Annotated in this window: 22 protein-coding genes, 1 tRNA gene and 2 pseudogenes; 9 read left to right on the top strand and 16 right to left on the bottom strand. The window is 52.1% G+C overall.

The window, feature by feature from the left end; all coding sequences use genetic code 11:
* Positions 1–21: 21 nt before the first annotated feature.
* The 4 genes from HMPREF2724_RS13180 to HMPREF2724_RS13185 form a co-directional block, all read right to left on the bottom strand.
* Positions 22–534, bottom strand: coding sequence for an excalibur calcium-binding domain-containing protein (locus tag HMPREF2724_RS13180; protein ID WP_083291036.1), 513 nt, complete (start codon positions 532–534; stop codon positions 22–24).
* Positions 535–627: 93 nt separating this feature from the next.
* Positions 628–701 (bottom strand) — tRNA-Ile (locus HMPREF2724_RS06415).
* Positions 702–804: 103 nt separating this feature from the next.
* Entirely contained in the window at positions 805–1,224 is a 420-nt protein-coding gene (locus HMPREF2724_RS06420) for a hypothetical protein (protein WP_061923868.1), read from the bottom strand.
* A gap of 257 nt (positions 1,225–1,481) precedes the next feature.
* A complete protein-coding gene (locus tag HMPREF2724_RS13185) occupies positions 1,482–1,730 on the bottom strand; it encodes a hypothetical protein (protein ID WP_246818219.1) in 249 nt (82 codons plus the stop codon).
* A 293-nt stretch (positions 1,731–2,023) separates the two neighbouring features.
* Here HMPREF2724_RS13185 and HMPREF2724_RS06435 point away from each other — a divergent pair, with 293 nt between their 5' ends.
* The 4 genes from HMPREF2724_RS06435 to HMPREF2724_RS12385 all read left to right on the top strand — a co-directional run bounded on the left by HMPREF2724_RS06435 (position 2,024) and on the right by HMPREF2724_RS12385 (position 7,799).
* Positions 2,024–3,358, top strand: coding sequence for an AAA family ATPase (locus tag HMPREF2724_RS06435; protein ID WP_070587798.1), 1,335 nt, complete (start codon positions 2,024–2,026; stop codon positions 3,356–3,358).
* Between the two features lie 320 nt (positions 3,359–3,678).
* Entirely contained in the window at positions 3,679–4,392 is a 714-nt protein-coding gene (locus HMPREF2724_RS06440; protein ID WP_070587804.1) for a hypothetical protein, read from the top strand.
* Positions 4,393–5,227: 835 nt separating this feature from the next.
* The gene (locus HMPREF2724_RS06445; RefSeq protein ID WP_070587810.1) at positions 5,228–7,492 is read left to right on the top strand and encodes a DEAD/DEAH box helicase; all 2,265 of its coding nucleotides are present in this window, start codon (positions 5,228–5,230) and stop codon (positions 7,490–7,492) included.
* A gap of 10 nt (positions 7,493–7,502) precedes the next feature.
* Positions 7,503–7,799, top strand: a complete 297-nt coding sequence (locus tag HMPREF2724_RS12385) for a hypothetical protein (RefSeq protein ID WP_246818220.1) — start codon at positions 7,503–7,505, stop codon at positions 7,797–7,799.
* An 86-nt stretch (positions 7,800–7,885) separates the two neighbouring features.
* Here the strand turns inward: HMPREF2724_RS12385 and HMPREF2724_RS06450 are convergent, their stop codons facing one another.
* The gene (locus HMPREF2724_RS06450; protein ID WP_070587817.1) at positions 7,886–8,776 is read right to left on the bottom strand and encodes a DUF2971 domain-containing protein; all 891 of its coding nucleotides are present in this window, start codon (positions 8,774–8,776) and stop codon (positions 7,886–7,888) included.
* Between the two features lie 320 nt (positions 8,777–9,096).
* A complete protein-coding gene (locus HMPREF2724_RS12865) occupies positions 9,097–9,255 on the bottom strand; it encodes a hypothetical protein (protein ID WP_168164875.1) in 159 nt (52 codons plus the stop codon).
* 31 nt (positions 9,256–9,286) lie between these two features.
* Here HMPREF2724_RS12865 and HMPREF2724_RS06455 point away from each other — a divergent pair, with 31 nt between their 5' ends.
* The 3 genes from HMPREF2724_RS06455 to HMPREF2724_RS06465 are packed head-to-tail and all read left to right on the top strand — an operon-like array spanning position 9,287 to position 11,013.
* Entirely contained in the window at positions 9,287–9,619 is a 333-nt protein-coding gene (locus HMPREF2724_RS06455) for a helix-turn-helix domain-containing protein (RefSeq protein WP_070497729.1), read from the top strand.
* Positions 9,612–10,415: an ImmA/IrrE family metallo-endopeptidase gene (locus HMPREF2724_RS06460; RefSeq protein ID WP_070587818.1), complete on the top strand. Its 804-nt coding sequence runs from the start codon at positions 9,612–9,614 to the stop codon at positions 10,413–10,415. Before HMPREF2724_RS06455 ends, HMPREF2724_RS06460 begins: the two co-directional genes overlap by 8 nt.
* Before the next feature lie 7 nt (positions 10,416–10,422).
* Positions 10,423–11,013, top strand: coding sequence for a PIN domain-containing protein (locus HMPREF2724_RS06465; protein WP_070587825.1), 591 nt, complete (start codon positions 10,423–10,425; stop codon positions 11,011–11,013).
* 122 nt (positions 11,014–11,135) lie between these two features.
* Here HMPREF2724_RS06465 and HMPREF2724_RS13190 read toward each other — a convergent pair whose 3' ends face one another.
* From HMPREF2724_RS13190 to HMPREF2724_RS06510, 10 genes and pseudogenes are all read right to left on the bottom strand, one after another.
* The gene (locus HMPREF2724_RS13190) at positions 11,136–11,828 is read right to left on the bottom strand and encodes an APC family permease (protein WP_246818221.1); all 693 of its coding nucleotides are present in this window, start codon (positions 11,826–11,828) and stop codon (positions 11,136–11,138) included.
* Positions 11,765–12,337, bottom strand: a complete 573-nt coding sequence (locus HMPREF2724_RS13195; RefSeq protein WP_246818222.1) for an APC family permease — start codon at positions 12,335–12,337, stop codon at positions 11,765–11,767. The genes HMPREF2724_RS13190 and HMPREF2724_RS13195 overlap by 64 nt, the downstream gene beginning before the upstream one ends.
* 192 nt (positions 12,338–12,529) lie before the next feature.
* A pseudogene (locus HMPREF2724_RS06480) lies at positions 12,530–13,434 on the bottom strand (UTP--glucose-1-phosphate uridylyltransferase).
* 144 nt (positions 13,435–13,578) lie between these two features.
* Positions 13,579–15,528, bottom strand: a complete 1,950-nt coding sequence (locus HMPREF2724_RS06485; RefSeq protein WP_168164876.1) for a glycosyltransferase — start codon at positions 15,526–15,528, stop codon at positions 13,579–13,581.
* Position 15,529: 1 nt separating this feature from the next.
* Positions 15,530–18,052: a glycosyltransferase gene (locus tag HMPREF2724_RS06490; RefSeq protein ID WP_070587837.1), complete on the bottom strand. Its 2,523-nt coding sequence runs from the start codon at positions 18,050–18,052 to the stop codon at positions 15,530–15,532.
* 36 nt (positions 18,053–18,088) lie between these two features.
* Positions 18,089–18,907 carry a glycosyltransferase gene (locus HMPREF2724_RS06495; protein WP_070587840.1) on the bottom strand — a complete coding sequence of 273 codons (819 nt, stop codon included), beginning with the start codon at positions 18,905–18,907 and terminating at the stop codon, positions 18,089–18,091.
* Between the two features lies 1 nt (position 18,908).
* Entirely contained in the window at positions 18,909–20,021 is a 1,113-nt protein-coding gene (locus HMPREF2724_RS06500) for a hypothetical protein (RefSeq protein WP_070587843.1), read from the bottom strand.
* A gap of 41 nt (positions 20,022–20,062) precedes the next feature.
* Positions 20,063–21,286, bottom strand: coding sequence for a glycosyltransferase (locus tag HMPREF2724_RS06505; protein ID WP_070587846.1), 1,224 nt, complete (start codon positions 21,284–21,286; stop codon positions 20,063–20,065).
* Between the two features lie 242 nt (positions 21,287–21,528).
* A pseudogene (locus HMPREF2724_RS13200) lies at positions 21,529–21,699 on the bottom strand (ATP-binding protein); the annotation flags it as partial.
* A 574-nt stretch (positions 21,700–22,273) separates the two neighbouring features.
* On the bottom strand, positions 22,274–24,166 hold the full coding sequence (locus tag HMPREF2724_RS06510) for a glycosyltransferase family protein (protein ID WP_141748348.1): 1,893 nt from the start codon (positions 24,164–24,166) through the stop codon (positions 22,274–22,276).
* Positions 24,167–24,264: 98 nt separating this feature from the next.
* On the opposite strand from HMPREF2724_RS06510, the gene HMPREF2724_RS06515 reads away from it, so the two are divergent.
* Together HMPREF2724_RS06515 and HMPREF2724_RS06520 are read left to right on the top strand one after the other, a co-directional pair.
* Positions 24,265–25,245, top strand: coding sequence for an ABC transporter permease (locus HMPREF2724_RS06515; RefSeq protein WP_083303845.1), 981 nt, complete (start codon positions 24,265–24,267; stop codon positions 25,243–25,245).
* Positions 25,232–26,062 (top strand): ABC transporter ATP-binding protein, encoded by an 831-nt coding sequence (locus tag HMPREF2724_RS06520; protein ID WP_083306109.1) that lies wholly within the window; start codon positions 25,232–25,234, stop codon positions 26,060–26,062. The genes HMPREF2724_RS06515 and HMPREF2724_RS06520 overlap by 14 nt, the downstream gene beginning before the upstream one ends.
* Positions 26,063–26,280: the final 218 nt, after the last annotated feature.

The following is a 26,280-nucleotide window of genomic DNA, read 5'->3' on the forward strand; positions in this document are numbered from 1 at the left end:
TCCTTAACAGTTGCCGTTTAGCTAGTTTTCACAAGCTACGCCGTCACCGTCGCGATCGAGATCGGAGCTGTAGCCAGGATCTCCCGCATAGATCGGGGCTGCACCAGCAGCACGAACCGCTGCACAGTTCGGATAGTAAGCAGCCGCTGGCGCCGGCGCTGGAGCCTGCTGTTCCTCAACAGCTGGTGCTTCCGGAGCCGGCTGTTCAACGTAGGCGCCTGCATCAGGATCGACATTTGCATCAACGTCCGCTGGTGGAGCCAAAAATCCGGCTTGTTGCTGGACGGTTTCTTCCATTACCTGCGCGGGACTTACCTCTGGCTGCACCGCCGGTTCCGTCGGCGGCGGGGTTACTTCAGAAGGCTGGACAGAAGAAGTAGTGGAAGTAGCCGAGCTAGAAGAGGAAGTGGTGGTCTGCGATGTCGTCGTGGCTGGCTCCGACGTAGGTTGAGAATCGGAGCCTCCCCCACCGCAGCCTACAAGTAGTGCGGCAGCGCCCAGAGTAGTTACCATCAAACCAAGAGAGCGAGACATCGGGAGAACCTCCGAAAGAGAAGAATTAAGGCTTCTTCAGATTACAAAGATTCACCCTGTACGCTGGCACTTTGTGATGAGAATCCCAAAGAGTGGGGCCACCGGGGCTCGAACCCGGGACCAGCGGATTATGAGTCCGCGGCTCTAACCGACTGAGCTATAGCCCCGCGTATCCCTGCCTGCTAAGGGCACCAGTATTCAACTAGCGCACGATACAAACAGCGAATCCGCTCCCAGCAACATTAATCGGCAGGCCCGGAAAATGGCAATTTAGGGCCCGTCCTGGCCGCCATCCTCACCGAGGTTTTCCGGGCCCGATCTCTGCGTCGAGTCCTCAGCAACGGTCTTCCGCCTTTTCACCGCCACAACTACGCCCACGATGTAGGACGCAATCATCCCAAGACAGCAGAGCCAAAACAAGACCGCGGAAAGATCTAAAGCCCACCGCCCCACAATCTGAGTGAAGGCGGATTTCACGCTTTCATCCGTATCACCGGAATCGACCATAAAGAAGCCGGTCAGGAAGAGAAACGCCGTCACCGCGATGAAGGCCCAAGATTCACGCCACCCGAAGGCCTTATACGTCCCAGCATCCGCGTCCTCCTTCACGCTGCGTACAGGGATAAACCACAGTCCAAGAAGCGCAATGGCTATGAATCCCCAGCCGGAATGGAGAAGAATGCGGCCCATCCGCCAACGTCAAAAATGACCCGCCCCAAAGCAAAGAACGCCGCACCTAAAAGGCTCATGACAAGCGCCGCGACGGAGCTGATGTTAACGTTCCGATACTTCATGCCAGAAAGCCTAGCGCGCATCACCGCTACTTTCACCCACAAAACTGAAACGTCCCCAACCCCAGACTCCACAGCGGACCACTGCGCACAGCCTTCGGACACTGGGTTAGCGGAGCCCAAGCCTATTCCTTCTTTTCTTGCTTTTTCATTTTCTTAGCTTGCCTGCGCTCGCGCCTCCGAGCGCGTTTCGCTTTGCGGATGTCCACGACCCAACGCGGCACAAAAGACCACGGAAACGGAATCCCAAGCGCCTGTAAAACCAATCGCCCCAATGACAAAAGCAGCAATAAATGGAAGAAACAGCACCGCTTCAACAGGCTCGGGAAGGTTCATATTTGCAACCAACCCCGTGGCACCGGCAGCGCCCATAATTAGCGTGCCATAAGGATAAATAAAGAGCACGCCATCACTTTTGGCACCTTCCGAATCGGCTGTGTCATACCATCTTTCTGATCTGGGAGTTTTCGCACACTCCGGATGTAATAGGTCCAGTAGAGAACCATGACAACCACCAACCCGAGACACACGAGCAGCTCGGTAGTATCCCCGTGCATAGGATGTGGCCTCCTGTGATTGCTTTTGCGGTGTGTACTAAAACGCTACCAGCGCCCACCGGGTTAAGGCACGGGAAGAAAACGAATCTCAGCACCCAAACCTAGGACCGATTTACATGGTGGGCTTGTAGTCTTGCGACCATGAGGCTCCTTTCCTTTAGTGTGTCTAACTTCCGCAGCATCCGCGCCACGCAGACACTTTCGCTGTACCACCATTGGCAGCACTCCACCGCGCCGGAGGAAGGCTGGGAGCAGGTCAGCGACCCCGTCACCGTTCTCATCGGCCCCACCGCTTCCGGAAAGAGCAGCGTCCTCAACGCCCTAGCCTTCGCACTGCTTGCTATCGAGTCTTCTGCCACCGCCTGGCTTGCCGACGCCCCACCCAACCAACTCCCCCACGCCCCGTACCGCCTCAACCCCCCCACGCAGCGCTTGCCCCGCACTTTTGAGCTGGAGTTCGAACTCGATGACGTGCGCTACCTCTATGGCTTCCAGTGGAGTTTCACCGGCGTGCATGCCGAGTGGCTCAGCCGCGTGCCCTCGACCAGGTGGAGCCCCTGCTTCGTGCGCACCCGCGGTGAGGAGGTGCAGTGGACGCGTTCCTTTATGGATAAGGGGGATGTGTCCAAGCTCGGGCCCGTGACAGACACCGAGCTGATCCTCTCCGCCGGCCTGCGCGACGGGCACCCCGTGCTCGCCCCGCTGGCCCGCGCCTTGGTGCACGACGTGGCCTACCTGCCGCACGGGCATACCGCGATGAGCACTGCCTCCCGCATCACCGCCCTCATCCGCACCGGCAAGCTACACCTGCATGAGGCTGCCGCCCTACTGCGCGCGGCCGATGCCGGTATCCACTCCGTGCGGCTCAACCAGGACCACATCCCGGAGCACGTCTTCCGCCAGATGCGCCCGGTCATCGATGCACTCAGCCGTAGCAACGCACGGCTCCGCCGCCCCGACGAGTTCAGCGCCTACTCCGATGCGGAGATTGAATCACTACTGCACGCCATCATCGTGGAGCACAAGGCCGATAATTCCTTTTACGAGCTGAAGCTGACCGATGAATCCGGCGGCACGCAGAACTGGATGGCCACCGCTCCCCTAATCCTGGACACCCTGCGCCGCGGCGGGACCCTGGTTGCCGATGAACTAGATTCCGCCCTGCGCCCAGCACTCCTCGACTTCATCATCAACGCCTTCCGCGAGCCCAGCATCAACGTCAACGGCGCACAGCTCATCTTTGCCTCCCACGCCTTCAGCGCCCTCGAACGCGCCGGCGAACTGGGCCTGCGCCCGGAAAGCTTCTGGTCCGTGGAAAAGACCGCCGCCGGCGAATCAGAACTGCACAACCTCAGCGAGACATCCATCTCACTGGACAACCCCGACGCCACCCACCACTTCCTGCGCGAGCGCTACGGTACCGCCTCCCGCCAGGCGCTCAATACACTCAAGGAGCTCGTGAGGGACAGCTCATAAAGGGCGCGGGCGCTTGGCGACATCTCCCCGCCGACCACTCCACCGCGATCCCAAGATCGAGATTGTCCACATCTCCGCTTGCTGTTCACCAAAGGCTAGCTGCGATTGAGTAGGAACGCATTCCATTTGCGCATGCGCGTACCCAGGTTGAACAAGAATTCTACCCAATAGAAGAGGTCGAAGACGCGCTCAAACGAACACCTATACGACCAAAAGCTTACAAACTGCACAGATCGTAGGTTCCCCTCTTCGCATGAACAAAGTTGTGTCCCACACAAAAGGTATACTTACCACAATGCCGAACAGGTTATCTAAAGTGAATGGAGGAATCGCTTTTGCCCCACCGACCCCACCCTTCTCTAACTCGTATCTTCCAACAAGCTTCTCCCGAAGACACGATTGTTTTTATCGACGAGAGCTACGTAGCCCCCGGTGAGGAATTTTCCGATTCCTTTTACTCGCTGGTCGCAACCGCCATTAAGTTCAAACACCTTGCCGACACCCGGTTTTGTCTGAAAGAAGCTGCACAATCCACCTATTGGCATACTACTGATTCAATGCAGACCAGAGAAGGTCAAGAAAGGGTCGAGGCAATGCTCAGGCTTTGTTATGAGTTTGGTGACTCCCATTCTGTCGCTTGCCTTCGCCCCCTTCAGTACGACCAGGATGTTGAGCACGCCCGCCAAGATTGCCTTGAAAAACTGATCACCACTATCACTGGGCAAGACCCTTCGCTCAACGGAATCATTTTCGAAGAACGGCGTTCCCAATCTGATAACGACAAAGATAGAAACACGTTAAAGCGCTTACGAAAATCAAACGTTCTTCCACAGGGAATTCCCGCAGCATGGGTTAGCCCAGCCGACGAAACGTGCCTTTGGGTACCAGATCTTGTGGCCTATATGTACCGCCGAACGCTGACTCACGGCGGTCAGAGCACAGCGTGGTTCAACAAGTATCTGGGAGAGCATTGCCAAATTTTGATGGTGGTACCGAGGCGTAAGCCCTTGCAAGCTCCAGGAAAAATTAAATGACCCTCACCTGCCAGTAGCCTCGGTGAGGGGCGAGCAGCTGTACATAATGTAGGGCTGCTCCTGTCTCAAAGTATGCCTTATTAAGCCCAATTCAGTCAAGAGGCACAATGTCACCTCCCTGGCGCCGCCTTCGATACTCAACGCGAACTGGAATTTCATCAGACTCCAATGACCTGTCAGGAGTCTCACGGATGGCATACGGCGTTATTTAACAATCAAAGGCAGGTTTACGATTGCTTAAAACTGATTGGAATCACGGATTTACGGAGGGCCCACAAGCCAATTCCCCGACGATAAGGACTTCCCCTTCGTCGGGATAAATGGTCATGCTAAACGGCGGTTAAGTTCCGCGGACCAATTGGCAATCTCCCTCCCTAGGTACTCGACGTAGTGGCGACGATCTTCCTCATCCATATCTTGGGCCTGAGTTACAGAAGTATTAATGAGGTCAGGTTTTGAAACGGTCGACTTTGTCAATTTAATCCCTCCTTTCCCAGCATGACACATACGCCTGAAGCGTCTTTCACCTTTCAGTGAGACTCTTCTTAAGGACAACCGAATTGTGTGCGAATGTCTAGAGGCCACTCCAATGCTCCACTTGCTGCGCATGTCCGGCACTCCTGCCAGAATCAGGGCTTGACTGTTAAGGTACGCACTCCATCACTGTGCCCAGAAGGCCCTCCAAAAAGCTCTGGAGCCTACGCGGCTCCAGGCGACAACGTTCCGGTGGCCGGCTCGTCGTGCGCTTATTCTAAGCAATACAACACCAAGCCGACAAGGCTCTTATCCGCACACCGTCCGATAAACTAGTTCCGACGCACAAGGAACACGCACCATGACTGAACAGGAACGCCTCCAAGCACTCGAAACTCGCGTTAGCGAATTGGAGTCCCAGGTGGCCCAATTACTGCAGGCCCTCGGTAATGGTCCTTCGCGCCCCAGTACTGCAGACACACCGCCGCCGGCGAACGGTTACTCTGAAAACCGCTCACCGGAAGAGAAGATTGCGCTCTTCATGGATTACTTCACGGGGAGGACAGATGTCTACGCAGTGGCCAAAAATACTGCGGGAAAGAAGGCTTGGTACCCGGCTAGCAATGGCTACTATGACCGAAGAAATCCCAACCTAAAACCCCTGACGCCGAAGGTGATCGAAGGACATCTGCGCCGTGACAATCGCTTCCACGTTGGGCTTTATCCACTGAGCACAGATGACAGTTGCCGGCTGGTGGTCTGCGATTTTGATGATGACGACTTCAAGCAAGCCGCCCGCGCCTACGCGGAAGAATGCAAGAACCAGGGCCTCGATCCACTCATAGAAGTATCGCGTTCTGGGAACGGAGCCCACGTCTGGGTATTCTTCGACGAACCTATTCCCGCCGGCCTCGCTCGTTCCGTGGGTATCGGGCTTCTTGCCAAGGCTAGCCCGGATTCCTACTTCTCCAGTTTCGACCGGTTCTTTCCATCTCAAGACACACTGCCGGCGAAAGGCCGCGGCTTCGGAAATCTGATTGCCCTCCCGTTGGCTGGCCACCATCGGGCCGAAGGCACAACAGTATTCGTCGACAGTAATTTTCAACCTTTGCCAGACCAATTCGAAGCTTTGGCAAAAACGAAGAAGTCAACGCTTTCCGAGCTCAAGAAAATCTACGCTGCGCTTCAGCCCGATCCCGAAACATCCCTTCCCCAGGCACCCACCCGCGCAGAACTAAAGAAGCTCAAGGCCTCGGGAAAAGTCCACGTCACGCACGATTCACATGTCCACGTCGATTTATCAGGCGTCGACGCCACCACTCGTACAGCCCTGCGGCACCTAGGTGCTATTGCCAACCCGCAGTTTTATATAAAACAGGCCCAGCGTTTCTCCACTTTCGGCACTCCACGGCTCATCGTACGTTTTGATGAGAAGGACCAAGTCCTCACGCTCGACCGCGGCACGCTCGATGACGTCCTCGATATTCTGAAAACCGCAGGATATACCGTCACCCGCCGCGGACGTACGCCCAAACCTCAGCGCATCGATGCGTCATTCGCCGGCGAACTACGCTCCTACCAGCATTCCGCCATCAAACAGATGCTCAAGCACAAGTCCGGAATGCTCATTGCTCCTCCCGGTACCGGAAAGACCGTCATGGCGTGTGCAATCATCGCTCAGCGTTCGGTCCCCACCGCAGTGATAGTTCCATCAAGGGAGCTAGCTACTCAATGGCGCCAAGCCCTAAAACAGTTCCTCCCGGAAGTTCAGGTTGGACAATACTCAGGTTCCAAAAAGAAGCTCAGTGGAGAGATAGACATTGTCACTGCCCAATCCATTAGCCGTAGCGATTCCAAGGCTGACTTTCTCTCCAGCTATGGCCACATCACAGTTGACGAATGCCACCGAGTCGGCGCTGCCGGATTAACCAATGTTTTAGCTCACCTCAATGTTCGTTTCATGCTCGGTATGACCGCGACTCCTTACCGATCCGACGGCCTCGATAAGCTACTTCCTCTCATTTGCGGCCCTATCCGCCATACCGTCAAGCTCGAGCGCCCCGGACGCCGCGACTACATAGTCCACAACACCGAGTTCACTTACGACTCCCCTTACCTGTTCTGGCCCGACCTCGACACTGCTCTGGCGGCAGATGCGGATCGCAACCGCCTCATCGCCAATGTCATCACACAAGCAGCACAGGAAAAGCACACAGTCCTCGTCCTAGTGAAACGACGCGAACACCTCGCTGCCCTCAACGCCCTGCTTGCCGACGCCCCCTTCCCCGTCCTTCAGCTCCACGGCGGGCAGAAAGCCACTGAACGGCAGGCCGTACGTGAACAGCTTGCCGCCACACCACATTTCGTCCTTTTAGCCATGTCCCAGGTTGCTGGCGAAGGCATTGATCTTCCCGCGCTGGATACCCTTGTGCTGGCAGCACCAGTAAGCTTCCGCGGCGTTGTCATTCAGCAGGTTGGCCGAGTCACTCGCGATACCGATGATAAAGAGACCATCTCTGCCACCGTGCACGACTTTCTCGATGCCAACGTCCCTGCCCTCGCCGCAGCCTTCAGAAAGAGAAGCTCGACCATAGCCAAGCAAGGATTCACTCGCAGCAACGGTTAGACCCCCGTGCGTGACCAATTCCTACTCGATTAGGTGCCGCGCACAACTGAAATCCTCGCTGAACAGCCAAATGAATCGGAGCAACACAGTGACTGAATTTATAGTCAATTACAAACGTCGCTCATGCGAGTCTTTCATCAAACAATTCTCTGATTCGACTGAAGCACTTAAAGAACGCCTCCACCGCGAAGCAGCGATCGACGGTCCAGATACTGAGATCGCCCACATTTCAGCGCCTTCCCTGGAATCCTTGAAAAAGTCTCATTCACGGTATTTCATGGGGAGCGTTGAGATAGAAGGCATCTAGGTGGACGTAACCTAAAGCGGCACCTAAATCTCCGTCGCTATGGCTTGACTATTACAACCTGCGCGGCGGAGTGCCTAATGCGATTGTCAGCGAGAAGGCAAGTAGGGGGAGGCCGACATGGTCACCTTAGTTGAGTCAAATCCTCTCGCTTGTAGAAATTCCCTCGTCGCCCTAATCTCTTTTCTAGTTGCGCCTGGCCCCAACCGCACATGCGCAAGGTGAGGCATGTTGGCTTCACCGCGCACGGGAGCTGATCCAAATCGGGTCTCTAAGTAAGGAACAATCGATTTTTGCGTCGCACGAAAGTGCGACAAATCACCACGGTAATCATGATAGATTGCACGGACTTCTCGTTCATCCTTGAAACTGGGGTGCTTCAAATACGAGCACACTAAACGAGCGGTACGCCAGAAATCGTCTGCGGTTTTTGAGGGATTTTCTTTAATTCCCGTCGCAGATTCAGGCAGCGACTCGTTTCGCATGGACCGAAGATAGAAACTGATTAGCTCATCAAGCTGATCGATCTGCCGATCAGGGTCATAGAGGACTTTTCGCCACCCCGACGAAATGTAACAAGGATTCCAAAGGTTCTCGTACTCCCAATTACCCAATTCAAACGGGACGAGTTTTCGATCTCGGTCGACGATCTGCAGGTCGTACTGCGCGCAAATACCTACTGCCACGCCGCCACCGCCTGCATAATGCGCCCATTGGTTTAAGGAATCACCCTCGACGCTCGCAGAAAGCAAATAAAATTGACTGGTTTGGGACTCGAAGAAACCAGATGAATCCTTGAAGGCCTCAAAGATATATTTGAGGTTTGCCTGTTCCTCAACACGCTTTTCTTCCGCAAGCCTTTCAGATAGGCGTCCAATTAAAAGTTCTACACCATATTTAAGCTCAGTAGGATCGTTAAGAAAGTCAGCATTCGTGGCCCATAATCCTTCGGATTCAACAATCCCCTTGAAGCCTTGCACATCCGTGTAGTGCCAAACAATCCCCTCAAGAACGGCTTCTGTGGTGGGGATTTTAAAAGCAAATCCAGCCCCTTCTAAAAAACTAAAACAAGTAACTTCGAAAATCTTTATCTCATTTTACATTGGATCGGTTTACAGGCTGACCGCGCTACTCTTTGGCTTACAAAATGCAGAATCACGGCAAAGTGCCTCCACACCGGTACCAAAAACTCGCATCTGACAATGAGTCGGCGCACTTTTAGATTCGAATGCTATCGCTGGAGCGAGAGCGGGCAGTGAAACTCTTCCCTATCAGCTTTGCTGCATTCTCTTTTGCAAGTCTAGGCCTTCCGCTCTTGCGCCCGCTCAAAAACGAATTGACTAACCAAGGTTTTAGGCTTGCCAATTTCAGGTTTGCCCGGGCGTGCGATAGCGGCAATAGCTTGCGGCCAATTCGCACCAGCTTCACCCAGAATCACTTTGACAGAATTCTGATTCACGTGTTAAATCGAAGTCAACAAGGAGCACAAAATGAACATCCCCACCGACTTCGGCGAGCGCGTCCGCACGCAGCGTAAACTTCGCGGACTTAGCCAAAGAGAGCTCGCCGCCATGACCGATGAAATTCTGTCCCAACCCACCCTGGCCCGCCTAGAGAAAGGCACTTCCACGCCAACTCTCCACCACATCATGGCCCTCGCGTGGGCTCTTGGTATAGATGCCGCTGAGCTTGTGGACGCCACCCCGCTCTCCCAGCGTGTACGCGTTGCCGCCCGTGGTCACCAGGCCAAAACCGAGGAAGCAACACAAACTCTTCTGCCTTATCTCCAGCTACGAGTAAACCTGGATAGCACACATGCCTAAGTCAACGAGCCCCTCGCAACAGGGCGTTGAGCTGGCTGCTGGTTTTCGCGCGAAGCACGATCTCGACTTGGGGCCTGTCGGCGACATCAACAATCTCATGAAGCTCGTTGACGCTGACTTCATCGTGCTCGACTTGACGGATGACCTCGATGCACTGACTCTTCGCGATCCTGCTTCAGGTGCCTTAACCGTAGGGATCAGCACGAGTAATAATCCTTTCCGACAGCGTTTCACTGTCGCCCACGAAATCGGGCACATCGTGGCCGGAGACATCACGGAGGATGGCGCTTCCTTACAATGCGACAAGACCCTGCCTTCCGAAACACGCGCGAACACCTTTGCGCGCTGCGTACTCTGCCCTGAAGAAGCGTTGCAAGAGCTGCCTCCGTACGCAGATACGGAAGAGCTATTGTCTGCAGTTGTCCAACAATTCCAAGTCTCTCCACGCGTAGCAGCCATCCAGCTGCACCAAGCAGGACTCATTTCGAAAGATACAAAGGAAGAGCTAAGGAATCACACCGCCAAGGGACTCGCCTCCCGCTTCGGTTGGAAAGCCTCGTATGACCACGCACGCAAGATTGCTGCTCTGCCTCGGGCCTCCGAAAGGCTCGTTGCCGATGCCTACAAGGCCTACGCCAAAGGACTCATCACTCTGTCGACCGTAGCGTTCGCCGAGCAGGTAAGCCCCGAAGAGGTAGCGGACTCTATGCATACCGCCCCAAGTTCGATCAGCCAAAATCTCACAGGTCAGCATGATATTGAGGCAGACCTAGATGACTTCTTCGCCAACGAGTAGCTTCACCATGTCTAGGAAGTTTATCGTTGCGGACACCAGCGTGTTGCTGAATTTCATCTGTGCCAACGAGCAGGACCTGCTTCTCAAATTCGTAGGCGATAACAAACTGCACGTGCCCGCTGCCGTCAGCCACGAAATGCAAAGAAAGCTAGAGGAGGCTCGGTTTCAGTGCGGCGCCCAAACATGGGTATCACTCATTACGCATGGATACGTGCACGTGCTTGACGACGACATGGATCGCCTCTTCAAGCACATCCGCCTATTCGCGGGCCCCAGATTCTCGATCCAGGGCGGAATGGCGAAGAACCTTGGAGAATACGTCGCAATCGCTCACTGCCTAGCGCTCCTTGATGAGGACCCTTCGGCGCGTACTGCCATCATTATCGATGACGAAGACGCGAAAGCACTCATACGCAAGCGACAGGCAGCAACAGTCTTTAACACCGAAGCAGTACTCCTCCGCTGTGTGAAGCTCGGTATCCTTACCGACCGTGGACAATCACGCAAAGTATGGGAGAAGCTCTCAAGATTCGACGTCCTCGCCCCATTCGAGACCACTCGGCTAAATGACCGTTCGGTTTACCGAGGCACCATGTAGTCGCTCGCCCATCCAGCAACCATCGCCGACTAATCACCCCCACTACCCCAAAATCAACGCCGCCGTCTCCTCCGGCAGCACATCCTTCAGCTGCCAGCTCTTAATGGCCCACGACGCCAGCCCTAGCACAATCCAGACCACCAACGCGATGAGCGGAGCCGTTCCCAGCATGCCAGGCGAGCCCGGTACAAAGAGCAGCGCCAAGAAAAGAACCCAATGGAGAGGATGCACCCAGCCAGCGCGAAGTACTCGTAAAACTGGTTCGGCGCAATCGCCTTGGACATCCCAGGAACCTGCCCGGTGCGCGCAATCTTCCATGCGCAGAAACACGTATAGAAATACGCCACCGTAATGCCAGCACTGGACATATCGACGACCCACGTCAACGCCGCGCGCCCAAACCACGGGGTAACCAGGCACACCGCGCACACCAAAAGAATCGCGTTGCGCGGGGTGCGCTGCTTACCATTTAGCTCACCCAGCCGACTCGAGACTAGGTTGGCGCGGCCAAGAGTAAACAAGACTCGGCTTGCCGCAGTGAAGAATCCGTTCAACCCAGTAAGTACTCCGGCGCTGACAGCTACAACCATGAGCACCAAACCGGCAGGCCCCATCACCTCGCTAATCGCTGCCGCCGGCGGCCATGGCTCCCCCTCATAAGCATCGTGATGGGTTCCCACAGCGATGGAGGTCGCGAGCATCATCGCCAAGTAGATCAAGGTCGCCGCAATGACTCCCCGCATCAGAAGGCCTAGCGCTTTCTTCGGCGAGAAATTAAACTCGCCCGCCAGTTGCGGAATGGAATCAAAGCCCACGTAGGCCCACGGGCAAAAGCGATGATGGTCGCCACCGCTGCCGCCGGCGCAACGTCGACAGGGAAAGCTGGTGCAAGCTCCGGGCGCTTGGCGACGTAATAAATCACCATCGACGCCAAAATGACCCCCCCCGCCACAACAATCATGATCACAACGGAAAAGAACTGAAACTGGCCAGAAAGCGCGCCCCGCATAACCAATTCAGGGAACGTGACACGGAAGACGAGCGTGACCGCCGACGCATTCAACGCGACAACGCACGAATAGCCCAGCGTCAGCGCCCACCCCGCGATAAACGCATGAGTCCGGCCGAGCACCGCCATAGCGAAAGCCATCCCATCACCCGTCAGCGGCAGCGCGCGAATAGTAAAGCCGTAACTCAAACCAAAAACGGCAATCATCAGGCCACCAAGGACAAAGCCGATGACCGTACCAGCCAGCCCTGCCTTCTGCATCCAGTCAAAGGGCAAGATATAGACGCCCAAACCAATTGTCGCGCCCAGCGCCATGGCGAAGACCCATGAGGGCTTCATAGTTTTCCGCAGGGTCGTGTTGTCCGACGGCTGGCTTCATCCCAGACGATTAACCGATTGTGCAGGAGCTTGTCGACGCCGTCATCCCCAGCGAGATCCTGACAAGTCTAGAGATCACTAATTAGGTGCCGCTACAGACCCAATGATTTGGGGACGCGATACTAACCGCTACCCCAACTGTGGCCGGTACTTCTCCATAATCGCCTCAAGGTCTCGGAAGAGGGTCGGCCCATACTTCGGGTGGCGCAGGCCAAACTCCACGCTCGCCGGGATAAAACCGGCGGGATTTCCTAGGGCATGACGAATACCGTTGTGCACAACAACATGGACGGGGTGGCCTTCAGAGATAAGCAAATCAATTGCGTCGGTTAACTGAAGCTCTCCACCCTTCCCGGGAGTGATGCGCCGCAGAGCATCAAAAATCGCCCTGTCGAGCAAGTAGCGCCCAGTAGCCGCCAGATTTGAGGGCGCATCCTCCACCGCGGGCTTTTCCACCATGCCCACGACCTTCTTTACGCGGTCGTTGTCAGTATCCTCAATATCAAACACGCCATAGTTAGATACATGGTCAGGATCCACTTCAACCGCTAGGAGCACGGAGCCTCCCTGTTCTTGGCGCACACGAATCATCTCGCTCATAGCAGCAGTGGGCTCGATGACATCATCCGGGAGCATGACGGCAAAGAAATCCTCGTCATCATCGAGCACTCCCTCAGCCAGTCCAACCGCATGCCCTAGCCCAAAGGCTTGTCCTGCACAACTGCCACCGGCTGAATAATCTGCGCAGCACGCTCAACTTTTACCGCCTGCTCATCGTTACCACGAGCGCGGAGAGTCTCCACAAGTTCCGGGAACTCATCAAAGTGCCGCATCACTTCGTCTTTGCAAGGCGAGGTTACAATTGCCAACTTCGTCGCGCCGGCCGCTGCGGCCTCCTCCGCAATCATCTCAATACCCGGAGTGTCCACGACTGGCAGAAGTTCCTTCGGGACAGTTTTCGTAGCAGGCAGAAAACGCGTACCCATACCAGCTGCGGGTACAACAACAGTGCGGACGGAAGTGGAATTAGCCATAAACCAATCTTAGAGGACGACGCGCCGCGAAACTCTCTGGGGTGTTCCCATTTAGTTTGTCAACCTCGCGGGTGGATTAGCCGGGGTTGTTTAGCCGTGTTGTTTTGGCACGGCTGTTAGCCGACTGGGATTTTACCCAGTCGGCTAGATATTTAGAACCATTCGATCATACTCGATGACAAACTTCTCCACGTCAAAATTGTTGCGCACCCAGTCGCGCCCCTCGGTTGCAAAGTCCTCAATGGCCTCACTCGTGTTGGCTGACACAATAGAATCCAGCATCTGCCCTATGGATTCGACGATATACTTAGAAGGATAGATGAACTCTACCCCTCTCCAAGGGAGAAATAACGCAGCATTTCCGGCAGCAAATGCCTCTGCAGGGGCGACGTGAAAACTTTCAAAATCACTCATCGAAAGCAAAAACCCAATTTCAGAGATAGCCGAACGCATATCCTGCCAGCCTCGGTATTCAACCTTGTCAGATAACCCATAAGAGGAAATCAAGCTTTCACAACGATCAAAATACTCCTTTTCAACAGGATTGTTTGCTACCCAATCGACATCTTCGACAGTTTTACCGAACACGACGAGCTTATAGCGGTCATCAACCCATTGAAGCTGTTGCAGCAGCTCAATCGCCCTATGAAATCCTTTTCGGGCAGGAAGAATGCCCACCATTCCCAAATTGAAACAACGATCTTCGCCTTCCCCCTTTTCATATGAATCCACATCAAGGAAGTTAGGCATGAGCCTCGTCCGCGCACGCGGCAGATCGAACCTCTCGACAAAATCCTCAAGAGTCGGTAGGGAAACCACAACGAATCTATCTACCGCACCAACACGAATCCGGTCGCCAAAGTCCCGCGTCATCTCAAATAGATGACAACGCACAATCAGCTTTTGTCCCTGCCTCTTGTTTTCGCTGTACCACACAGCATTCCCTAGGAGCCACTCACAATGAATAACTTCGGCCCATTCCAAAAGCTTGCGGCTCTCCGCCTCATCGTGTCGATCATGCCCACTCCATCTGTCAACTTTCAGTTGGTAAAAACGCTCCAATTTCGGAAACGATTTTTCAATAAATTTCAAATCATATCCGGCAACGAGGAGCCGCTCCTTAATCTCCTCGAGGAAAAGGCTGTACTTCCCCGACAAGATTAAACTCAGAACACGGGAAAGACGATCGTTGTACCTAAATCCATTTACAGTCTTTTTGTGAGTTTTTAGAAAATCCCGAAGTTGAAGAAAAAGCCGTTCACACACACCACCACGGTTAACGTGAATAAGATTCAGCATCACCGTTTGGAGGGCAACCTTACCTCGCAGTGAAAAATATGAAAGCCCAATGGATTTAAGTAACTTTTCAGCTTCGCGCCACACCTCAAGGTGATTTTCCAACTCTCGGTCATCGTACATCTGCGTCGAGGACGCAGAGCCTTCCACACGCTTGACGTTGTAGAGGTAGTCAGGGTCAGGAGAATAGCAAATTGTCTCAGCAACTTTAAGCACGGAACAGAGAAAAAGCGTGTCTTCTCCCATTCTCAAATCGCTGCGCCAGCTTAGCGAATTGGACTTAATCAATTCCCTCTTGATTAACCCACCGACAGTCGTGCTCTGGTATCTAATTATGTTTGCGATTGCGTCTTTGCGGGCAACACTATCATTCCAGCGCAATTCGTTAAAAAGACGTTCACTACCTTCCTCACGCCTCATCAATGGTGCCCGAACGACATCGGCATCATGTATCCGAGCAATTTCCAACGCTTTCAAAAATCCGGCTTGAATCAAACCATCATCTACATCCAAAAAATAGATGTATTCACCAGTTGCAAGTGACATCCCGAGGTTGCGCGGCTCCGAAGGAGATCCTGAGTTACTACTAGTTGTGGCCGCTACAGCCCAACCACTCCCCCGGCCACTACAGAATTCATCCAACCGCTCCCGAGTATGATCCGTCGAGCAATCGTCGACGAAAATCGCTTCGATCTTTACACCAGACCTCGATAGAGATTCCAGCGACTCGAGACAACATTGCATCTTGCGCTCCGCGTTATAGCACGGTACTACAAATGATACATCTACAGTAGACATCTTAGACTCCATATACTCGCACGGTCGGTTCACCAACTACCTGTAGTAACCTTTCAAAACCATCCGTAGCTACAAGCATCGGGGTATTTCCATTCCACAACTGGTACTTATACTTTTGAGACGAGACCGGAACAATTGGGTCGGAAATATACTGGCGATGGGCTCGTAACATACGTATCTCCTCATTGGACGTACTAAGCCCAACACCCGCAGGAAAGAAAAGGATTTCTGCACTACTACCAAACAGCGCAGACGTTCGTAGCCTTCCGTCAACCAACATGCGTTCGGAGAAAACCAGTGTGTTGTTTCGATTGAATTTTTCAAACAACTTGGCGGCTTGAGTTCCTGGGCAGTCTCGCTGGACCATCAGGAAGAGGCGAGCCCTGTTAAGGCCCAAAGAATCAAACCGATAGAGCGTGTCACGACAGTCCGCTTCAGTAGCTACAGTAACCACCAAGTCGACGTTATTGTGCTCTCGCCGATACTTCAGCCCCACCGTATCGACAATGCTCTGAAAGCGATTCCTATAAGTATGCTCCTGGAGAACCCGGTTCAAATTAACTCGACGACGCCTCGCGATTTCCTCACGGCTAATCAGCTTCAGCTCGTCAGGATGCAGATCTGCAAAGGTAACAGTGTCGCCGAAAAAATCTTCGACCCCTTTAGAGTAGTTAGATACTACATAAGTATTGCAGGCCATCAGCTCGAAAATTCTCCTCGCGAACATAGTCTCTGAGTCGACTACCGTGTTTATAGTAAGTCCCAATTCGGACTCCTTGTAAACACGGGAGACCTGGTCGTACGACACTGGCGGCACCGTGAATTCCTCGAACTCCTCCGGATACATATGCAAAGGATCACCAGAAGCGTGGAACCTGTCATAAATCTTTAGGCCTCTGCCGCTTGAGAGCGCAGACCTGAAGATTCGGGTCATACTGGCGCTTCTATCTTCATGGTTGGAATACCATCCCCCTGCGAAGACGAGAGCACTGGTTCTTGAAGAATCTTCTATCGGATTAAACAATCTCGGTTGAACCGCGAAGGGCAGACAATGGACGCTGGGGTGATTAAAGTCCTGTTTATACCGTTCAACGCACTCAGCATCTGTGGTGAAAATATGATCAAATCGAACGGCAGTATCTACGAAGTTATGTACTTTGTCCGTATAGTGAGTCGGGTCTTCCTTGTTCCAAAATACTGTGGGAATTGAGTGCTCATTACAGTACTCGAGAATTGATAGCAAGGCGTGTCGGTTTTCTTTCTCGAAGTTGATCGAGGAATAGACACTTCCTTTCCATTCTCGGTTTACGGAATCTGGCCCACTCCAAGCCGATTCGCACAGAAATAAGTCTGGCCGCTCCACTAAGAACTTTTCCCGCCAGTTAGACGGCGAGACTACGATAGGTTGAAACTCTGGGGCAAAGCTCTTGAACGAAAACTCGTCCAAAACAACCGCGACCCGAAGATCCTTAAGATTACGAGCTTGGAGCCACTCTCGATTAGGGACGCTACGGCGTAGTTTAAAGGTCGGCGCTACGGAAATGTTCTTTTCCCACGGTTCAATACCAATATGAAGACGTGTTGTACCAGTAGGTATAACTAGGTCAACGCACTTGTTACTAAACCGCCGGTCGTCTAAATAGGAGTAACTGCCGAGCCGAGGATTTGGCGAAGACAGTAGCTGCGCGTCGATGGGCTCGCCATCCGCAGCAAAGGCCCTCGCCCAAATAAGCCCTGCTTTATTGGAACCATCGGAATCAAGATCCGCGATAACCGGAACTTCAATTTCCAAGACGTCCCCCGGCTTAGCATCGAAGTTTACTTCCACACCGTTACCGCCCTTTTCCAACGTAATTTGCGTTGGGAGATCGCTGGCAGACTGATGTCTCCATTGGATAATCGATTCCTCATCCACGAACCGCGGGATGGATGCGTTTTCGGATTCATGCGGCACAATCTCGTCGATAGACGAAGAGAAACCCGTTGGATGCTCAACGCTTTCCGACTTCGCACGACTATCGGCTCTAGGCCAACTGCACACAGAGCGCCATTCTGGCACTCTTTCAAGATCCTGCGCACCAATACGGTCTTCCTCGACCTTGCTCTCTCGTGTCACTACTGGAAGTGCAGCCTTGCTATGAAGAACAGCGTCAATATTTTCTAACTGCGAAATTAGGACGCCGGTGCGGCTGGAGAGGTACCTGAGGGATTCCTTCTGACCGGTCGATTCAATATATTGTCGCTGCAACGACTCGTCCATATCCCTCAAGGTATCCCGAACCCCCTTCGAATAGTGATGGAGTCCATTAACCCGCGTGTTCAAGCGGCTCAAAGAGTTGCGCATAATCAACGTCACATAAAGGCCCGTGCCTAAGACATAAACGAAGACTAAGCTCAAGAATAGAATATAAATCCAGCGCGAAAAACTACTCGTAAACAAACTAAGGCCCAACACTGCCAGAATTAGACCCGTTGCAGAAATGAATAAACTTTTCTTTCCTAAAGTTTTAATTAGCTTCCTCATTTTATTGTTCCCTATGCACGGTATTTGTCTGTAGTCTTAGAGACTCACGTCATCGAACAGGTTTAAGTAGCGCTCAAAGGTCTCGAGCATACAAAACTTTCCCTCTTTCGCAAGGTCATGCCTAAGCTGCGTGACCTCGGTTCCGCTATAGTGCCAAGGCTTCTTGCTGCCAGCAAAGTGCACGACTGCTACGTCCGCCAAGCCTCCGACGAGGTGATCTCGACAGTATTCTTCCAAAAAGGCCCAAATCAGATTGTATGTTTCGGGTAATTTCCGACGGTCATCATTAGCCCAAATAGCGCCATAGACCATGTTTATTACATCTTGGTCGCCGGCCTTGTGCCCTTTCGCCAATTTTCGCTCAACTACGTCCTCCACAGCCTTCAATACATTCTCGTAGGAGCTAGGGCTAGGCTCCAGGACCAGAACACCCGAAGTGAGTCCTTGCCAAGCTGCGCCGCGCAAGCCAATAGCAGGTCCAACGCTTGCAGCAGAAATATGTGGCAGCGCGAAAAGATCATCGATATTTCGAAGCAGTAATATATCGCAATCCAGCAAGACAATCTTGTCAAATTGCACAAGGTTGAACACCTGCAATTTGAAAAACGTCTTTGCCCAGTAGTGGCTTCCCAACTTTTCCAGACACTTCAAGTCTATTTCCGGAAACGTAACCGTAGCTATGTTTCTTTCGCCGAGCTTCTCGACCAAATCTTCGCGCGTTTCTGGCACTGTCACTACGAGTTGATATTTCGATGAAACCGCTCGAAGATTGCGATCCAAGGCAAATACGCCCTCGAGGTAGTTTTCGGAATTAAGAGCCGTTACGTAAGCAAATTTGCGAGCGCCTATAGTCATACTAATTTTCCTTGACTGCTAGCGAGTTGAGAGCAATGGCCGCGTCAGAGTTGCCCCAACGAAGCAACTTGATCTTGACACATCGAACGGATTCTGGCAGTTGAATTTTGTGAGTAAAAGTATTTATTCCCGGATTCGAGCTAAGAAGATAGAAGAAGAAGCCGATAGCAGGCGAAGGAGAGCATGCCAGCCCTTCGATTTCGACTTCGGTAGACAGCTGTCTACCGTCGAAGTCGACGAGATCGAATGAAAACAACGCGCTCTTGGGTTTGATCCCTTCCCCAAGTTCCAAGGTCGTCTCCAGTTCAAATGGGCCCGTAATATCTGTGCTCACCTCAATGGTGTCGGCCAGGCGAGCTGGCTCATCTACTACGATTTCCCTTCGAGGCTCGATTAAAAGTTCTCTAATACCGTACGGCAGGGCTTGCTCTTCATACTCATCGAGAGGTCGTATACTGCCTTGCAATTGTTCATTTATCGCTGGGGCGGCTAACAGAAACCCGGGGCAATTTGAAACGTGAATGATGGGATGGTAATAGGCTGCCGCGTCCAAGCTCTTGTAGCTGAATGCCCGCGGGTCGCTTTCATTAGAGTATGATACGGACACCACCATACTCGGCGCTTCCAACTTCCTAATACGCTTGAAGCCCTGTGCCACCGAACGTGCGCAGTAATTGCTCTCAAATGTATAGCATCGGGTTCGGCCCACTTGGGCACCCTCGCTCGCCAGTAGATCGAGGGCCTGCTCGGTATATAGCTGCCATGGCACGATCGGCAGAAGTGCCAGCGGTTCCCGCCATTTATCTTCCTGAAATCGATTCGCCGCAGCATCGTCTGTGTCAATTATGGATTGGAAAACGACAAAGGGATATCGGCCCGAAAGACTATAGAGTTCCTCTTTTAACTCTCCCGTGATCTCGCCCGCAACGATCTTAAAGACGATCTTTTTTGTTTGCGCAATCTTCTCATACCAGGGTAAAGCCACATGTTTCAAAAATGAAATTTGGTCGTTCTTTGGCGCAGCTTCAACTACTCGCTTTTCCGAATAGTGATTGTCCCAACTCCTGATATTGTCGACATTTCGTTCAAGCTCGCAAATAAGCTGATAGATCATGTGTTAGCTCCGCTAGGTTGTCTGCTGTCGAACCGCGTGCTCTATTCGACAGAGCCGATCTGGATATTGTGGACAGTGAAATCTCGGGAATTTTTGCCGAATTGCATAACAGTTATTTGCGATAGACGATGTCCGCTCTCGACGCCCACCGTAAAAGTTTGCCAGACTCGACCCGCATCAGTTTGCAAATATTTATACCACCCGATTGCATCGTTGGGCGAGGACGTTAAGCCTTCAATAGCCACGTCCTTCGCCTTAACCGGCATTCCCTCGGAGTCTTCAAATTGAAACGAAACCAAGCCAGCGCGAGACACAGTCCCTAGTGGGGCTTCTACTTCCAGCTTCACTTCAAAGGTTGAGGAATTCACCTCTACTGCCAGAGACACAGGTGAAGCACCGATTTCCATTGCGTTCTGCACAATGGGCTTGAAATTAATAGGTCTTAGGTTCCCCTCTAGAGTAGGAAACAGTTCAATTGCTTTTTCTGTGTCTCCGAAACTGGGACGAGAATTTAGCTCCTTTAGGATACTAGCGCGACTATCGCCCTCGTCGGCGACATTTGTATCTTGATTACAATGACGCGTCCAAAAGTACATCGGCTCTTCTGAATCAAGGATCACAGGATCATACCGGTCCGAATATATATGAGGCGCGTCGCTGGGTTGGGTAATATTGTGCGCGTCAACTCGATGACAGATATTTAAGAGTCCAATGGCAATCATCGGGTGATAGCAAGTCTTCAGATAGGAAAATTCACCATTTTCGTAGAATCCGGTGACACCACTCGCAAAGCTCAACCTCATCCCCGCAAAGGCGGGTTTAATAAAGCGCTCAGCTCGGCTAAAAAACGATTCAGATAACAAGTCGTCGTCGTCCAGTCGGTAAATACCATAAGTGCCTTCATCACCCAAGTATTTCTTGGCGATCATATGAGGCCCAGGCACGGTCTCATCAGACTTTCCGTCAACGTGCTTGTTGAGCACAAGAAAATCCCACCTTGCAGCGGCTTCCTCCAACCTTTCCTTGTACTGTTTCGGCATCTCTTCCGAGTACATTACAACGTGCCTAATGAAGTGATGCTCGGCAGCCTTCGCGATTATGGGCAACGAGAAATTGAGGAATATGTCGAGCCTAGGCTCAATCCGATGAGGAGAATATAATACGCTTTTCAGTTCGTCTGGGGTGCCCCTTCCAGCATTTTTCGTCAAGTTCCAAGCATGGGAACTCGGTTGGAAGACACTGAATCTAGTCGCTCCTATGAACATTTTTCCATTCTCCTAGATAGGTGAAAATTGGTGACACTTTAGAATATCTTTTCACCACCAATGACTTCAGCGGCCCAACGCTAGATTACACTGCATTCACGACCTTCACGAACTTCCCTTTGTTCTGAAGGGAAGACTACTGTCAGATGCGAGTTTTTGGTACCGGTGTTCTGAGGACTCGGTACTGTCGTGTTCCGGGTAGTTGGTACCGGGCCGAGGGGTGTCGGCCCGGACCGTCGGTATTAGTCGTCTGGGGTGGTTGGGGCGGTGGCTTTGCGCATGTCGAAGTCTCCGATATGGATTCGGTGGCCGTTGTTGAGGCGGCTTACGAGTGAGTCGGCTACGACTCTGTCTGGCAGTGTTTCAACCCAGTAGGCGGCAGCTGATTGGGAGGAGATTAGTGTTGGCAGCCTTCTGATGCCGCCGAAGGCAGTGACATACTCCAGACTGCTAAAGGGAACCTGTTCCTTACGATATGTGTGAGGTCTCAAAGTAGTGTGGATGCCAGTGCGAAGTACGTCCGACCACCAGCGATGAAATAACTCTCATACTCGTGGGCCCGGCCCCCGGAAAGTAGACACGTCGGAGGTTAGCTATGGTGCTTGGGCCAGTGCAGCTGATGTGCGTGCTTCGAGAAGACATCGGGGGGCTAAAAGGTTGCACCAGGTGTGTCGTCTGCGCGTGCTGTACCGCATGCACCATCGGAAGAGTTCTTGGCGGCAGACGATGGGATTGTCAAAGACCTTCCGATCACGCAGAACTTCACGCTTTAAGGTGACGTTAAACATCCCTAAGGGAATCACGCTTCGCGTTCATCACACAAGCAGGACTTTCCATACTAGCCGTCTTAGGACAAGCTTCTTTTAGATGACATAACGAGCCCCTGCAAATTCTCAGCAGCTTGGTGCTGTAGGCCTCATATGGTGAAGGTCCCCGACCCTGCGGGGGAAATTCATCCTACTGTTCTCCCAACTTAGAAAACAGTATTCAAACAACTACTCGAGACATGTTCATGCCAGTGCCTTCCAGACTGCCTCCGACCATAAGTTCGGAATCACTAATTTTCCAAGTGTGTGAAGAGGACCGCACCGTAACGTAGTTAAATCTATCAGATGAATAGATTTTGTATCCTCGCTCCACAGCTCTCCGGAGAAACGAGGAATCTTCACCCACCTTTTTATCTTCAAATTCAATATCTTCGAGAACTCCTGCTCGAAATACGAGTGTTGCACCAGCCACTAGCTCAGACCAATGGTGCTCAAAGTCGGGTCTTCGACGAATAAGCAAGTCCGACTTGCGCAAGTAGACGTACGTACAGCCTTTACCTACTACGTCAGCTTGCGACCATCCTAGTGTATTTACTTGGTCGCGAAGATAGTTTGGAAAGTAATAGTCGTCGTCATCGAAACGCGCAACAAACTCACCTTGTGCGGCATTTGCAAGACGGTTTAGGATCCTGCCTAAGCTTTCATGAGGTGGAATATCCAAGAACTCAATCCCTCTAAAACCACTATTCGATTCTAGACGCTCCAAAATTCGCCTCTTAGCCCCATCATCAAGAGCGAAACCGTGAAGACCAATGAGAACCTCAAAATTAACTCCCCTCTGCCCGGCGACTTGCGAAACTATATGCTCCATTTGTGCAGGTCGTTTCGTCGGAAGAATAATTGATATCAGAGAGCTATGTTCCCATTGATCGTCAATTCGTCCCACCGTTCGCAATATTTGTTCAGCCCGATGGGTGTAGGTGTGCCCTTCCCAAATAATCCTCTGCCCCTTGTGCACTTCCCGTTCGACGAGCTCTTTCGACTCAAGAAGTTTCGATACGACATTTTTAGCTTCAGAAGCATTCGATGCCCGAAACAAACCCCGGCCTTCGAACAACTGTCCTGCCGGACTGTAAGCGCTAACTACTGGAGTCCCACAAGCTATAAGCTCCCAAACACGCCTCGACATCATTGTTTGCGAATCGACAACACTATCCACATTGATAAACGCTTTAAATCTACGGTAGGCGGTTAAGACTTCACTATAGGGAATCGCGCCGCCCAAATAGTCCTTAAATTCCGTAGGGAATTGATACCGGTCTGGGCCGCCTGCGTGACGCGAAAAGATAACCACCGGCTCGCGCCTATTACTAGCAGCTGATATTGCACCGCGCAGGAGAGCGACAAGATTTTGCCCTCGTTCATCAAACTTGTCTCTATAGAATGTACCCGCGAATGCCACACCCCTTCTTTCAGGGAAGGAGTTCCACTTGACTGGATTATGCATTGGCACACTTGCAGCAAATTGCAAGACTCCAACCCTGTCCTGTCCGAGTACATCGGCGTACTTTTCTACCATCTCGACAGCACTTGTGAAAACAAAATCGCACATACACGCTACCGGAAAGAAGTCTGCAAAGTGAGGTGGATCTTCCTTATTCCAAAAGACCACAGGAACATCTGCTCTTTTAGCTCGCTTTTTCAGCTCGACAAGCTCTGACGGCACACCGTTGGTCAGCTTTCCTTTCCAAGAACTAGCTTCTCCGAGCCACGCTGATTCAACTAAGAGAAAGGACCATGTTTTAACTTCATCCAGTGAAGGTAGTTGGTTTGATATCACCGGAAAGGTCGAAAATTCCTTGCTCCAAGCAGCAGCAGAAAACTCATCGGCAATTAAGCCAATTTTATGCGACGAAAACAAGCCTTCCCACTGCAGCGATTGATAACTCCCCAGGCGACTCCCTAGTAGCTTGACATATGGAGGCGTACGTAACCCACTTAGCAACCCAGCACCGCCGGGACCACCTACTCCCCCACCAAATGCAGAATCCAGCTTCCGCCTTCTCGCAAACGTCTGCACCTGCTCAATACCACCGTGGCGGAAGTGCCACACAGCTTTTCGCAAGTCTGCTGACGACCAAATCAATGTAGCGTCCCCATCTTTTGCATATCAACCAAAGTACACTATCATCATACGGCTAGCGTTCCACTATGGAGAGCTTCCCAACACGCATTAACCGATTGGAAGATGGAATGGGCAAACACCGTAGAAAAAGTTTACCCCAGCAAGATTCTAGTGACGATGCTTTCTCAAGCAGGAAGGTCACCTCACGAGGCGACTATACGGTGCACATCGATGCTGGGAATTTAAAAGTCCTGGATACCCGCCCACCTCTCCTTCGCTACTTGCGCCAGCTATGGGGCAGACGTGAATACATTTGGGCAGAGTCGACCGCGGGTACGCTGAGGGTGGATAAGGACTTTAAGCTGGGCCGCCTTTGGCTTATTTTCCAACCACTTTGCGACGCAGCCATCTACATTATTATGTTTGGCCTACTGCTAAAGACCTCACGGGGAATTGATAATTTTATTGGCTTCGTCACAATTGGAATCGTCTATTTCGGTTTCATTAATCGGCTATTGCTGCTGGGGTCTGGCCTTCTAAGGACACAGAAGAATATGATAGTTTCTTTTAAGTTTCCACGAGCCGCCGTACCACTATCAAAAGCCTTGTCCCAAGGAATAGAATGCATCCCAGCGGCTTGTGTTGCTATTCTTGTCGGCTTAATTGCGCAATGGGACCATCCAGTGCATTGGACGCTCTTGCTCGTGCCCATCGCCTACATTGGAATTATTCTCTTCAGTACCGGCCTCTTGCTTATAACTGCCAGAATCACTGCATTTCTCCCAGATCTGAAACCACTATTAGCACTCATATCTCGGTTTTGGCTATATGGATCCGGTGTATTTTACTCGATCGACACGTTCATTAATCACCCAGTTTTGGTCACTATAATGAAGGCAAACCCCGCATTTGTGTACCTTTCAGCTGTTCGAGATTTGGCTCTATACGGGAATATTCCTTCTGTTTCAAGCTGGATTCAGATGGCAGCTTGGTCATTCGGAACCCTAATTTTTGGAATACTATTCTTTTGGCAAGCTGAAGAAAGGTACGTGCGTGCTCTCCAATAGCGGTGGTAGCCGTCATTCTATAATGCAACCCATAGTCGTCACCCAAAATGTTTCTAAAACGTTTCAGATCCGAGATGGTCGCGGATCCTTCTTTAGGAAGCGAACCGCGAGTGAGGTACACAGCCTAGTCGATGCTAATTTTGTGGCATACGAAGGTGATTTCGTCGGAATTATCGGCCAAAACGGCTCAGGAAAGTCAACATTCCTCAACCTAATTGCTGGAAACGAAGCTCCAACTTCGGGAAGGATTTTAGTTAGGGATCAACCTGTACTACTCGGCATCTCGGCTGCGCTGAAACCGCAATTGTCTGGGCGGCAAAACGTCCTCCTAGGACTAATGGCTATGGGTGCAGATAGTGAGTACGTCGAACAAGAATTGCCTCGTATTGTTGAGCTGTCAGGAATAGGGTCGGCGATTGACCGGCCGATGGAAACGTATTCTGCAGGAATGGGAGCCCGCTTAAGATTTGCTATCGCTACTGCAATTCAGCCGGATATTCTTTTAATTGATGAAGCCCTCTCTGCCGGCGATGCTGCTTTTGCTAAACGGGCAAAGCGACGCATGGACGAATTGCTAGAGCGTGCAGGCACTGTTCTGCTTGTCACCCATGCCACCGACGTCATAAACAGTATGTGCAATCGAGCGATTTGGATCCATGAGAGTAGAATTATCGCTGACGATAGCCCAGAAGTGGTCACCGATGCTTATAGGCAGTGGGCCGAGTTCGCTTCTGCAGAAGAATCCACTACCGCTGAAGACTTTATTGCCGGCGTCGAACTCAATTACCGAAAGCCGAGTATCGTACTTCGCTATTAGTTTCTTAACCATACATTGACCAATGTCCAGCGCATAGACACCTTCGTATCAACTCAAAATTAGTCGAGAAGGGCAGCCCACGCGCTTTAGCGATCTTCTTCAGGAGTTGTCGCAGATTGACACCAAAGAAGTCAAGAACCACCTAGCTCGGGCCCGATCCGCAAGAGACTTCATACAATACCAAAGAGTCGAGGTTGCAATAGCCCCTCAACATCGTA

Origin of the sequence: Corynebacterium sp. HMSC071F07 (assembly GCF_001810285.1) — a bacterium.
GTDB classification, from domain to species: Bacteria; Actinomycetota; Actinomycetes; order Mycobacteriales; family Mycobacteriaceae; genus Corynebacterium; species Corynebacterium simulans.